The organism is Corallococcus praedator, from assembly GCF_003612125.1.
Taxonomy (GTDB): Bacteria; Myxococcota; Myxococcia; order Myxococcales; family Myxococcaceae; genus Corallococcus; species Corallococcus praedator.
In genome coordinates this window covers 1-11,457 of sequence record NZ_RAWI01000306.1, presented here as the reverse complement: position 1 = coordinate 11,457, position 11,457 = coordinate 1, and the positions used below count along the sequence as shown (strand labels likewise).

Below are 11,457 nucleotides of genomic sequence, written 5' to 3'. Positions count from 1 at the left end.
GAAGGAGGCGGAACGGAGGCGACCGGCCGCGACGGGGGGGATGCCGGGGCGAAGGAAACGGCCCCGCCGTTCGCGGCCATGGCACCGTGCATCACGGACGGTGCGGCGCGGGACACGCCCACGGTGGCGACCGCGAGCGCGGGGGCCACCGTCCACTGCGAATCGTTCGAGGCCTGTGCGTGCGCGGCATCCACGGCGGCCTGCGACGAAGCGTTCGCCACCGCTTGGCGTGCGACGCTCACCGCGGCCTGCGCGGCATCCACGTTCGCCTGCTGCGTCGCATTCGCCGCCTGGGCGATGCGCAAGGCCTGCTGCGCGGCATCCAGCACCGCCTGCTGCGCCGCGTTCGCCTGCAGCGCGACGTTGACCGCCTGCGGAGGGACGTTCATCGACTGCGCCGCGTTCACGTTCGGCTGCTGCGTCGCGCTCGCCGCCACCTGCGCGGCGTTCACGTTGGCCCGCGGCGAGACAGCACCCACGGCCTGCGCGACCCCCACCGGCTGCGCGACACTCGCGGCCACCAGCGACAGGTTCACGGGCGCCACGGTCTTCACTTCCAGCGTCGCGCGCACGGGCTTCACGGGCAGCGTCGCCAGCCGGCGGATCTCCCGCCGCCGGTGCGCATCATCCAGCGCGACCACCGCGGACACGTCGTGCCCCAGGATGCGCGACAGGCTCTGCGCCGCCGCCTTGCGCACGCGCACCTCGCCGTCATCCAGCGCCTCCAGCAGCAGCGCCCGCGCGTTCTCACCCCGACCCGCGCCCAGCGCCAGCGCCGCCAGCGCGCGGACCTCCGAGTCCGTGTCGTGGATGGCGTCCTCGCCCAGCCGCCGCGCCGTCTCCCCTTCCAGCCCCAGCGCCAACAGCGACGCGCGCCTGCGCACCGACCGGTCCGAGTCCTTCATCGCCTGCGCCAGATGCGGCGCCGCGTCCCGGGGCGCCAGCACCAGCAGCGCCTTGAGCGCCGCGATGCGCACCTCCGGCACCGGCGACGACAACAACGGCGACACCACCGAAGCGCCCTCTTCCCGGCACAGCCCCGCGAACGCCTGGAGCAGCGCCACCTGCGCCATCGCGTCCGTCTCCGCGTGCAGCGCCGCCGCCAACGCGGGCGCCGCCGCCGGGTGCGCCAGCGCCTTCAGCCGCTCCGCCGCACGAACCCGCGCCGCCGCGTCCGCCGCCGACAGCTCCCGCACCGAGAACCCGAACAGCGTCTCGTCCGTGGGGCTGCCCGCGTGGCCGGACAACTCCGCCATCTGCTCCGGACTCACCCGCAGCCGGCCCTCGTTCTGCAGCCGCTGCGCCTCACGCGCCACCGGCGACAGCCCCGAGTCCCCCGCCACGAAGGCCGCCGAGGCCCGCTGCGGCACCGGCGGCGCGGGGCGCTCCGTCCACGGCACCTGCGGCTCGTGCGACTTGAGCGGCACCGCGGGCCCACGCAGCGGCGTGCGCACCGGAGGCACCGTGTCGTTGCGGAGGATCACCTCGCTGCGAAGCTGCGAGATGAACGACGCCAGGTCGAACCCCAGCTCGTCGTCATCGTCGTCGGACGCGCCGCGCGGCTGTCCGGACGAATGGATGCGGCTGGCGTCCAGCAGCTTCTCCATCAGCTGGTTGCGCTCCAGCCGCAGCGCGTGGTTGAGCCGCGTCAGCTCCTCGCGCTCCCCCAGCGCCCGGCCGCTGCGAACCTCCAGCTCCGCCAGCTCCCGACGCAGGTCCAGCTCCCGCTGGTGCGCTTGCGCCAGGTCTTCCTTGAGGTGCGACAGCTCGTCGCGCGCGTTCGCCAGCTCGCCATGCAACTGCTGCGCACGGGCCTCGAAGTAGACGATCTTTTCGAGTGCGCTCTTGAGCAGCGCGTCCGGACGCTCGTCACTCACGGCTGAGTCTGGCCTCCCCGCAAAAACGCTCGGCGGCGCTCCCCGGTTCGCGTCACCGAAGGGAACCCCCGGCTTTCCCGACCTCGGCCGGGGGGCGCACCTTACGTCAGCCCTACGTGCTACGTAAACCACGGAAACACCAGGGGTTTTCCCCTCTGGAGACACGCTGCGATTGACAACGCCGCCCAGGCCGATTTTTCGGCCTCGCGCCCGCGCGCACGCATGCTCCAATGCGCCCATGGCCCCTTCGCGCATCGACACCGCCGTGACCCGGATGTTGGGCATCCGCTATCCCATCATCGCCGCCCCCATGTTCCTGGTGTCCAACGCCGCGCTGTTGGAGGCCGCTGGCCGCGCGGGCGCCATCGGCGCGGTGCCGTCGCTCAACTACAGAACCGCGCAGGCATACCGGGACTTCCTCGCCACGTTTCCGAAGGACGTGCCCTTCGGCGTGAACCTCATCCTCAAGTGGGCCGAGCGGCTGGAGGAGGACATGGCCGCGACGGTGGAGCGCAAGGTGCCGCTCGTCATCACCAGCCTGGGAGACCCCACTCCGGTGGTGGAGCGCGTGCACGCGTACGGCGGCAAGGTGTGGAGCGACGTGATTTCGCTGCGCCATGCGGAGAAGGCCGCGAAGGCGGGCGTGGACGCGCTCGTCGCGGTGGGCTCCGGCGCGGGCGGCCACGCGGGCCACCTGAGCCCGCTGGTGCTGGGCCCGTGGCTCAAGCAGGAGCTGGGCATCCCGGTGGTGCTCGCGGGCGCGCTCTCCACGGGGCGCCATCTGGCCGCGACGCTCGCCATGGGCCTGGACGGCGCGTACCTGGGCACGCGCTTCCTCGCGACGGAAGAAGCGGGCGCCGCGCCCGACTACAAGCAGGCGCTGGTGGACGCGAGCCCGGAGGACCTGGAGTACACGAAGGAGGTCACGGGCGTGCACGGCAACTTCCTCAAGAACGCGCTGGAGCGCTTCCGCGCGGGCCAGGGCAAGGCGTGGAAGGACACCTGGAGCGCGGGCCACGGCGTGGCCTTCGTCAAGGACGTGCTGCCCGCAGCCGCCGTCGTGGAGCGCATGGTGCGCGAGTACGCCGAAGCGCGCGCCGCGCTGCCGTCCGTGGACGACGCGCGCTGAAGCGTTCGCCACCGCCGCACCGTCCGCGGTGAAGACCCGCTCCGGCGCAGGATTGCCGGAGCGCGCGGTCTCCCCGGACCCTTCGAAACGTCCAGAACCTCGCGGAACAACCCCGCGGGTCGTGCGACCCCGCACGGCCTTCCCGTGACGTCGTGGGAGGGAAGCGCGCGCCCGCGCCTACCACCCCGGTTCGACGCTCGCATCACGCAAGAAAACAGCACCCGGGAAGCCTTGCGAAACGGGCGCGTCGGAACGGCGGAAACCGCGAGTTGTCGCGGGTTTGCGGCGTTCGTCCGCACGTCCCGAGATGTCAGACCCCACTCGTAATCTGTGTCTCACGAGGTCACGCAAGGCAGCGACTTCTCCCCGGTACCTCTCCGTCTCAAAAGCGGGGGGAGAAGCTCCTCTTTCGACAGGTTTTCGACGCCATGGAACAACGACTGGCCACCCTCATTGGAAACGCAGTCCGCGCGTCCCGGCAGCGGCTGGAACTGACGCAGGCCGATGTGGCCGAGCGCGTCGGCATCGCCACCGAGGTCTACGGACGGCTGGAGCGCGGTCACATGCTGCCCAGCGTCCGGACGTTGCGGAAGCTGTGCCTGGTGCTCAGCTGCTCCTCGGATGTGCTGCTGGGGTTGAGCGCGACGGCGACGGTGGCGGAGGACGGCGCGCCGCAGCTCGCGGAGGATCCGCCGGAGTACCGCGAGCGTCCGGAAGTGCGCCGCCTCATGCGCACCGTGCGCAAGCTGGACTCCCCGCGCCTGCGCCTGCTGGGTCAGGTCGCGCACGCGCTGGAGCGATGAGCCAGGCACGTCCGCGCGCTACTCGGCCACGGGCTCCGTGCCCTCGGCGACGGGCGCGGGCACGTCCCGGCGCGGCGGCTGGGAGGCAGCGCCCGCCGCGGGCAGCCGGAGGATGAAGCGCGCACCGCCTTGCGCGCGGTTCTCCGCCTCCAGCGTTCCGCCGGCGCGCGCCACGTATTCGCGGCACAGCGCCAGTCCCAGGCCGGTGCCTTGTCCGGGCGGCTTGGTGGTGAAGAAGGGCTCGAAGAGGCGCGGCAGCACGGCGTCGGCGATGCCCGGACCGTTGTCCTCCACCTCCACGCGCACGTGACCGTCCTCCATGCGCGCGCGCAGCACCACGTGCGCGGGCCGGCTGGGGCGGATGGACTCCAGCGCGTCGGCGGCGTTGATGAGCAGGTTCACCAGCACCTGCACCAGGTGGCGGGGGGTGATGCGCGCGGGGGTGAGGTCGGGCGTCACGTCGCGCTCCACCACGCCCAGGCTGCGCAGGCGCACCGACGCCAGCCGCTGCGCTTCGGCGAGCGTCGCCGGGACGTCGCAGGACTCCATGCCGCCGGGCTCATCGCGTGAGAACATGCGCAGGTCGGTGACGATCTGCTGGATGCGCATCACGCCCTGCTGCGTCTCCTCCAGCACGCGCCGCACGTCGTCCAGGTCCGCGGGCACGCCCTCCGCCCATTCTTCTTCCAGGTAGCGCAGGTTCGACTTCACGTACGCGAGCGGGTTGTTCACCTCGTGGGCCACGCCCGCGGCCAGCTGCCCCACCACCACCAGCCGCTCCACCTCCGCGCGCTGGCGCTCCACGCGCACGCGGCGCAGCTCGCTGTCCGCCAGCTTGCGCAGGGCCTCCACGCGCTCCACGTGCGCGGACCGCTCCGCGGCCTGGAGCCGGCGGAAGGTCTCCGCGCCATACGCGGACACCAGGAACGTGAAGCCCAGGCTGATGGACCGGGCCAGGAACGCCGACCATGGCGTGTGCGACAGCCACGTCATCAGCACCACCGCGCCCAGCGTGCCCACGATGGCGGACCACACCGGCAGCCGCTGGCCCGGCGTGAAGACGGCGACGAGCAGCGGCACCGTGTAGAAGGACGGAAACAGCGGGCTCGCCAGGCCACCGGTGATGTGGATGCTCAGCGAGAGCGCCACCAGGCTCACCAGGCCCGCCGCGATGCCGCTCTCCGGACCACGGATCCACCCCGCGCCCACCAGCGCGCCCAACACGACGAACGCCGCGGACCACCCCAGGTGGACCAGGAAGTACGCCGGCCGCAGCTCGCCCAGCACCAGCGGGTGCGCCAGGGAGCCCAGCGTGAAGAACAGCGCGCACCACCAGTAGGTGCGCCGCTTCACCTGAAGCTGGCGTCCACGGTCGTCGTCACCCGCGTCGCCGTTCGCCTTGGAGCCGAGGAGCGCCACCCGGGCCTAGTCCCCCCAGGCGCGTCGCGCGCAGGGAGGTGCGTGATGGCGCTGCGCGGACGACTTCATGCGGTGCTCTCCCATCAACGACGCAAGCGCCGGGACTGCCCCAGTCTCACTGCATCCCGGCCTTGCTTCCGACCCTGTTTCTTCGCCTGTCCCACGCCGGAGGGCAAGATGGGGTCCGGACACACCGCGCGAAGCCGGCAACCTCGACACTCCGCGCCATTCCACACCGCGTCAAAGAGGGCCGTCGTCCGGTCGATGACGTCGAAGTCCTCCGTGACGAAGCCCATCTCGAAGTTGCGGACGTCGTCCCCCTTGGCGCCCAGCCCCGCGCCGGTGAGGTTCGCGCTGCCCAGGTAGACCCAGGCCCCGTCCACCACCACCGCCTTGAAGTGCACGCGCGGGCAGACCTTCATCTCCAGCCCGCCCTTCACCAGCCGCGCCCGGGCGTCGAACGCGGCCCGGAACGGCCGGCTGGGCAGCTCCGCATGCAGCAGCCGCAGCGCGACGCCCCTCGCCGCCAGGCCGTCCAGCACCTCCAGCAGCGGCACGAACTTCCCCTGGGCGCCCTCCACGTACATGGCCTTCACGTTGGCGGTGGCGATCCACACCGACTCCCGCGCGTGGGCCAGCTTCCGCAGCACGACTTCCCGGTACAGCGCGCTGCCCGCCAGCAACTCCGCGTCGATGGGCCTCATGATGTGACCCAGCGTCGCACACTCAACCACACAGCGCCATTCTCCCCCGGAGCGTTGGCCGCCGGATGAATGACCGGCGGTCAGCTTGACGGATGACCGCTGGTCATTTAACTCCGGGTGATGGTGGGCCCAACGGAACCCAGGCGACTCGCTTCCCCGCGTGCCAGGCGGGATGAGGACAAGGAAGCGCGGCGGCGGGAGCTGCTGGACGCGGCGCGCTCGCTGTTCGAGGCCACGTCGTTCGCCGAGGTGAAGATGGCGGACGTGGCGGCGCGGGTGCGCCTGGCCAAGGGGACGGTGTTCCTCTACTTCCCGACGAAGGAGGCGCTGTTCCTGGCGCTCCTGGACGACCTGCTGACGGCGTGGTTCGCGAAGCTGAACCAGCGGCTGGCGCAGGGTGAAGGGGCGTGGACGGGGGAAGAGCTCGCGCGCACGGTGGCGCAGTCGCTGGAGGGTGAGGAGACCTTCACGCGGCTGCTCGCGCGGATGCAGACGATGCTGGAGCAGAACGTGACGCTGGAGCAGACGCTGCGGTTCAAGGAGCGCGTGCTCATCTCCATGGGAGAGACGGCGGGGCTCCTCCAGCAGCGCCTGCCCTTCCTCACCGCCGAGGACGCCGGGCAGTTCATCCGCCATGTGCACGCGCTGGTGACGGGCCTGAGGCAGATGGCGGACATCGCCCCGGTGGCGCGCGAGGCGCTGACGCTGCCGCACATGGCCCCGCTGCGCGTGGACTTCACCGCCGAGCTGACGGCGGCCATCACCACCCTTCTTCGCGGGCTCCAGGCCCGCTGACCCACCCGCGGTACATGTCTGTTTGAAACGGAGCCCGTCATGCTGGAAGCCGTCGCGTCCCTCCTTCCCAAGCCCTCGGCGGAGATTGAACGCATCCGCGCGGTGTTCGAAGCACAGCGCGCCAACCGCTGGAACCTGTCGCGCAGCACGCCCGCGGAGCGCATCGCGCGGCTGCGCAAGCTGCGCGAGGCCATCATCCAGCGCCGCGCGCAGCTGGCGGAGGCCATCCACCAGGACTTCCGCAAGCCGGCGGTGGAGGTGGAGCTGACGGAAATCCATCCGACGCTGGAGGAGCTGAACCACACGGTGAAGCACCTGAAGGGGTGGATGAAGCCCAAGCGGGTGGCGACGCCGCTGACGCTCAAGGGCGCGTCCAGCCACGTGCGCTACGAGGCCAAGGGCGTGGTGCTCATCCTGTCGCCGTGGAACTACCCGTTCCAGTTGCTGGTGGCGCCGCTCATCGCGGCCATCGCGGCGGGCAACGCGGTGATGTTCAAGCCCAGTGAGAAGACGCCGCACACGTCGCGCTTCCTGGCGCAGCTTGCGCGGGACGTGTTCCCGGAGAACGAGGTGGCGGCCTTCGAGGGCGGCGCGGACGTGGCGGAGGCGCTGCTCCAGCACCCGTTCGACCACTTCTTCTTCACGGGCAACCCGAACATCGGCCGCAAGGTGATGGCGGCGGCGACGAAGTACCTGTCCAGCGTGACGCTGGAGCTGGGCGGCAAGTCGCCGGTCATCATCGATGAGTCGGCGAACCTGGTGGCGACGGCGGAGGCGCTGGCGTGGGGCAAGTTCGTCAACGCGGGCCAGACGTGCGTGGCACCGGACTACATCTACGTGCCGGCGTCGAAGCAGCAGGCGTTCCTGGAGGCGTTCAAGGCGGTGCTGACGCGCTTCTACGGCACGACGGAGGCGGAGCGGCAGGCGAGCCCGGACTTCGCGCGCGTGGTGGACCCGGCGGCCTGGAAGCGCCTCAAGGAGGTGTTGGACCGCACGGTCGCCGCGGGGGCGAGGGTGGAGGCGGGCGGCACGGCGGACGGGCCGTCGCGGTACATCTCCCCGACGGTGTTGTCCGGGGTGACGAAGGCGATGCCCATCATGGAGGGAGAAATCTTCGGGCCGGTGTTGCCGGTGCTGACGTACGAGCGGCGCGAGGAGGTCTACGCCCACATCAACGAAGGCGGGAAGCCCCTGGCGCTGTACGTGTTCGCGCAGGACTCGAAGGTGGTGGAGGAGGTGCTCCAGCACACGACGTCGGGCGGGGTGGTGGTGAACAACGTGCTCATCCACGTGGCGAACCCGAACCTGCCGTTTGGCGGGGTGGGAATGAGCGGGCTGGGGAACTACCACGGGCACTACGGGTTCAAGACCTTCAGCCATGAGCGGGCGGTGATGGTCCAGTGGATGAAGTCGCTGGCGTCGGTGTTCTTCCCGCCGTATCGGGGAAAGACCCAGGAATGGGCCTCCCGCGCGACCCGGATGCTGGAGTAGGCAATTCGCCGGCTCGCGGGGTGTTCACCCGGCAGGGTGGGCCTGACGAGGGAAAGAGGAGCCGGCATGCGCGTGGTGTCAGTGGAAGAGGCCCTGGTCCCCGGAGACCTGCAGGAGGTGTTCGACCGCCTGCAGGCGCGCCGCTGGGAGCTGGCGAAGACGGGGCCGAAGGAGCGTCTGGCGCGGCTGGAGAAGCTCAAGGCACTGCTCCTGGAGCGGCGTGAGGAGCTGGCGGACGCGCTGCACGAGGACTTCCACAAGCCCGCGGCGGAGGTGGAGGCGACGGAGATCCTCCCCGTGCTGCTGGAGCTGGCGCACGTGCAGAAGCACCTGAAGGCGTGGATGAAGCCACGCAGGGTGGGCGCGCCGCTGCTGCTCGCGGGCACGAAGAGCGAAGTGCACCCGGAGCCCAAGGGCGTGGTGCTCATCCTGGCGCCGTGGAACTACCCGTTCCACCTGCTGGTGTCGCCGCTGGTGGCGGCGGTGGCGGCGGGCAACGCCGTTCTGTGCAAGCCCAGTGAGAAGACGCCGGGCACGGCGCGCTTCCTGGCGCAGCTGCTGCGGGACGTGTTCCCGGCGGATGAGGTGGCGCTGGTGGAGGGCGGGCCGGAGGTGGGCGAGGCGCTGTTGCGGCTGCCGTTCGACCACTTCTTCTTCACCGGAGGCCCGCGCGTGGGCCGGCGGGTGATGGAGGCGGCGGCGCGGCATCTGGCGGGGGTGACGCTGGAGCTGGGTGGGAAGTCGCCGGTCATCGTGGATGCGTCAGCGGACGTGGACACGGCGGCGGAGCGGATTGTGTGGGGCAAGTTCCTCAACGCGGGGCAGACGTGCATCGCGCCGGATCACGTCTGGGTGCACGCGTCGAAGGAGGAGGCGCTGCTCGCGGGGCTGAAGGCCGCGCTGGAGCGCTTCTACGGGAAGACGGAGGAGGCGCGGCGGGCGACGCCAGACTTCTGCCGCATGGTGGATGACGGGGCGTTCCGGCGGGTGAGCGGGCTGTTGGACCGGACGGTGGCGGAGGGCGCGCGGGTGGTGGCGGGGGGCGGCGTGCACGCGGAGACGCGCTACATCGCGCCCACCGTGCTGGCGGACGTGACGCCGGAGGCGCCGGTGATGGAGGAGGAGATCTTCGGGCCGCTGTTGCCGGTGCTGCGCTTCGAGTCCCTGGACGAGGTGGTGACGCAGGTGCGCGCGGGAGGAAAGCCCCTGGCGATGTATGTGTTCAGCCAGGATGAGGCGACCGTGGAGCGTCTGTTGAAGGAGACGAGCGCGGGCGGCACGGTGGTGAACAACGTGGTGTTGCACAACGTGAACCCGCACCTGCCCTTCGGCGGCATCGGGCAGAGCGGCGTGGGCGCGTACCACGGGGAGACGGGCTTCAAGGCGTTCAGCCATGAGCGCGCGGTGGTGCGCCAGGGACGCACGTCGTTCACCAACCTCTTCTTCCCACCCTACCGGGGCAAGGCGCAGCGACTGGCGCGGCTCGCGAGCAAGCTGTTCGAGTAGGCCCGGCCCTCGCGTCGGTTGAACGCGAGGGCACCGCCCTTCACATCAGCTGCGCAGACCGGGTGCTTCCTGGCCCGTGCGCGCGACGTACTCCGTGTAGCCACCGCCGTACTTGTGGATGCCGTCCGGGGTCAATTCCAGCACCCGGTTCGACAGCGCTCCCAGGAAGTGCCGGTCGTGGGACACGAACAACATCGTGCCCTCGTAGCGCGACAGCGCCGTGATCAGCATCTCCTTCGTGCCCATGTCCAAATGGTTCGTGGGCTCGTCCAGCACCAGGAAGTTCGGCGGGTCGTAGAGCATCTGCGCCATCACCAGACGCGCCTTCTCACCACCCGACAGCACCCGGCACTTCTTCTCCACCTCGTCGCCGCTGAACCCGAAGCAGCCCGCCAGCGCCCGCAACGAACCCTGGCCCGCGCGCGGGAACGAATCCGACAGCGACTCGAACACCGTCTTCTCGCCGTCCAACAGGTCCATCGCGTGCTGCGCGAAGTAACCCATCTTCACGCTGCCGCCCAACGCCACCGAACCTTCGTCCGGCTGCGTGGTGCCCGTCACCAGCTTGAGCAACGTGGACTTGCCCGCGCCGTTCACGCCCATCACCGCCCAGCGCTCCGCGCGACGCACCAGGAAGTCCAACCCCTCGTAGATGGTCCGCTTGCCGTAGCCCTTGTAGACGTTCTTCAGGTTCACCACGTCGTCACCTGAACGCGGCGGCGGCTGGAACTCGAAGAGCACCGTGGAGCGGCGCTTCGGCGGCTCCACCTTCTCAATCTTCTCCAGCTTCTTCACCCGGCTCTGCACCTGCGCCGCGTGCGACGCGCGGGCCTTGAACCGCTCGATGAACTTGATCTCCTTCGCGAGCATCGCCTGCTGACGCTCGTACTGCGCCTGCTGCTGCGCTTCGTTCTGCGCGCGCTGGCCCTCGTAGAAGTCGTAGTTGCCCGAGTACGTCGTCAGCGAGCCACCGTCGATCTCCACCACCTTCGTCACGATGCGGTTCATGAACTCGCGATCGTGCGACGTCATCAGCAGGCCGCCCTCATACCCCTTGAGGAAACCCTCCAGCCAGATGAGCGACTCCAGGTCCAGGTGGTTGGAAGGCTCGTCCAGGAACATCGCGTCCGGCCGCATCAGCAGGATGCGCGACAGCGCCACGCGCATCTTCCAACCGCCCGACAGCGCGCCGACGTCGCCGTCCATCATCTCCTCGGTGAACCCGAGGCCCGCGAGAATCTCCCGCGCCCGTCCCTCCAGCGCGTACCCGCCCAGCTCCTCGAACCGGCCCTGCACGATGCCGTAGCGCTCGACGAGCTTCTCCATGTTGTCCGCCTGGTCGGGGTCCCCCATGGCGGCCTCCAGCGCCTTCATCTCCGCCGCGACGGTGCTGACCGGGCCCGCGCCGTCCATGACCTCGGACACCGCGCTGCGGCCGGCCATCTCGCCCACGTCCTGGCTGAAGTAGCCAATGGTGACGCCCCGGTCGATGGAGACCTGTCCTTCGTCCGGGTACTCCTGGCCGGTCATCATCCGGAACAGCGTCGTCTTGCCCGCGCCGTTCGGGCCCACCAGGCCCACCTTTTCTCCCTTGTGGAGCGCAGCCGACGCCTCCACGAAGAGGAGCTGCTGCCCGTGCTGCTTACCGATGTTGTCGAGACGGATCATGTGCGTACCGAAGAGGCCCGGGAATCAGGCGGCGCGCCCTTATGCCACGGCCCGCCCCCCAGGGG

9 protein-coding genes are annotated in these 11,457 nt (G+C 70.4%); 5 read left to right on the top strand and 4 right to left on the bottom strand.

Going from position 1 to position 11,457, the window contains the following annotated elements:
* Window positions 1–1,877 (bottom strand): HEAT repeat domain-containing protein (locus D7Y13_RS30050; RefSeq protein ID WP_233595900.1); only part of this gene is annotated, 1,877 nt, incomplete at its 3' end.
* Between the two features lie 238 nt (window positions 1,878–2,115).
* Between D7Y13_RS30050 and D7Y13_RS30045 the strand changes: the two genes are divergently transcribed.
* Both D7Y13_RS30045 and D7Y13_RS30040 read left to right on the top strand, forming a co-directional pair.
* Complete coding sequence (locus tag D7Y13_RS30045; RefSeq protein ID WP_120585535.1) at window positions 2,116–3,006, top strand: NAD(P)H-dependent flavin oxidoreductase; 891 nt, start codon at window positions 2,116–2,118, stop codon at window positions 3,004–3,006.
* A 428-nt stretch (window positions 3,007–3,434) separates the two neighbouring features.
* Complete coding sequence (locus D7Y13_RS30040; RefSeq protein WP_120537402.1) at window positions 3,435–3,809, top strand: helix-turn-helix transcriptional regulator; 375 nt, start codon at window positions 3,435–3,437, stop codon at window positions 3,807–3,809.
* Window positions 3,810–3,827: 18 nt separating this feature from the next.
* On the opposite strand, the gene D7Y13_RS30035 is transcribed toward D7Y13_RS30040, so the two are convergent.
* Both D7Y13_RS30035 and D7Y13_RS30030 read right to left on the bottom strand, forming a co-directional pair.
* Window positions 3,828–5,228, bottom strand: coding sequence for a sensor histidine kinase (locus D7Y13_RS30035; RefSeq protein ID WP_120585536.1), 1,401 nt, complete (start codon window positions 5,226–5,228; stop codon window positions 3,828–3,830).
* An 83-nt stretch (window positions 5,229–5,311) separates the two neighbouring features.
* Window positions 5,312–5,932 (bottom strand): phospholipase D family protein, encoded by a 621-nt coding sequence (locus D7Y13_RS30030; protein WP_120537404.1) that lies wholly within the window; start codon window positions 5,930–5,932, stop codon window positions 5,312–5,314.
* Window positions 5,933–6,052: 120 nt separating this feature from the next.
* Between D7Y13_RS30030 and D7Y13_RS30025 the strand changes: the two genes are divergently transcribed.
* The 3 genes from D7Y13_RS30025 (at window position 6,053) to D7Y13_RS30015 (ending at window position 9,724) form a co-directional block, all read left to right on the top strand.
* Window positions 6,053–6,727 (top strand): TetR/AcrR family transcriptional regulator, encoded by a 675-nt coding sequence (locus D7Y13_RS30025; protein WP_120585537.1) that lies wholly within the window; start codon window positions 6,053–6,055, stop codon window positions 6,725–6,727.
* Window positions 6,728–6,766: 39 nt separating this feature from the next.
* Window positions 6,767–8,218 carry an aldehyde dehydrogenase family protein gene (locus tag D7Y13_RS30020; RefSeq protein WP_120537406.1) on the top strand — a complete coding sequence of 484 codons (1,452 nt, stop codon included), beginning with the start codon at window positions 6,767–6,769 and terminating at the stop codon, window positions 8,216–8,218.
* Window positions 8,219–8,284: 66 nt separating this feature from the next.
* Window positions 8,285–9,724, top strand: coding sequence for an aldehyde dehydrogenase family protein (locus tag D7Y13_RS30015; protein ID WP_120585538.1), 1,440 nt, complete (start codon window positions 8,285–8,287; stop codon window positions 9,722–9,724).
* A 45-nt stretch (window positions 9,725–9,769) separates the two neighbouring features.
* Here D7Y13_RS30015 and D7Y13_RS30010 read toward each other — a convergent pair whose 3' ends face one another.
* Window positions 9,770–11,392, bottom strand: a complete 1,623-nt coding sequence (locus tag D7Y13_RS30010) for an ABC-F family ATP-binding cassette domain-containing protein (protein WP_120538401.1) — start codon at window positions 11,390–11,392, stop codon at window positions 9,770–9,772.
* Between the last annotated feature and the right edge of the window lie 65 nt (window positions 11,393–11,457).

Bases quoted from the DNA above. Each gene is read 5' to 3' on its own strand.
- D7Y13_RS30020 (WP_120537406.1), top strand. From the start codon at position 6,767: ATGCTGGAAGCCGTCGCGTCCCTCCTTCCCAAGCCCTCGGCGGAGATT.
- D7Y13_RS30045 (WP_120585535.1), top strand. From the start codon at position 2,116: ATGGCCCCTTCGCGCATCGACACCGCCGTGACCCGGATGTTGGGCATC.
- D7Y13_RS30025 (WP_120585537.1), top strand. From the start codon at position 6,053: ATGGTGGGCCCAACGGAACCCAGGCGACTCGCTTCCCCGCGTGCCAGG.
- D7Y13_RS30030 (WP_120537404.1), bottom strand. From the start codon at position 5,932: ATGAGGCCCATCGACGCGGAGTTGCTGGCGGGCAGCGCGCTGTACCGG.
- D7Y13_RS30040 (WP_120537402.1), top strand. From the start codon at position 3,435: ATGGAACAACGACTGGCCACCCTCATTGGAAACGCAGTCCGCGCGTCC.
- D7Y13_RS30010 (WP_120538401.1), bottom strand. From the start codon at position 11,392: ATGATCCGTCTCGACAACATCGGTAAGCAGCACGGGCAGCAGCTCCTC.
- D7Y13_RS30015 (WP_120585538.1), top strand. From the start codon at position 8,285: ATGCGCGTGGTGTCAGTGGAAGAGGCCCTGGTCCCCGGAGACCTGCAG.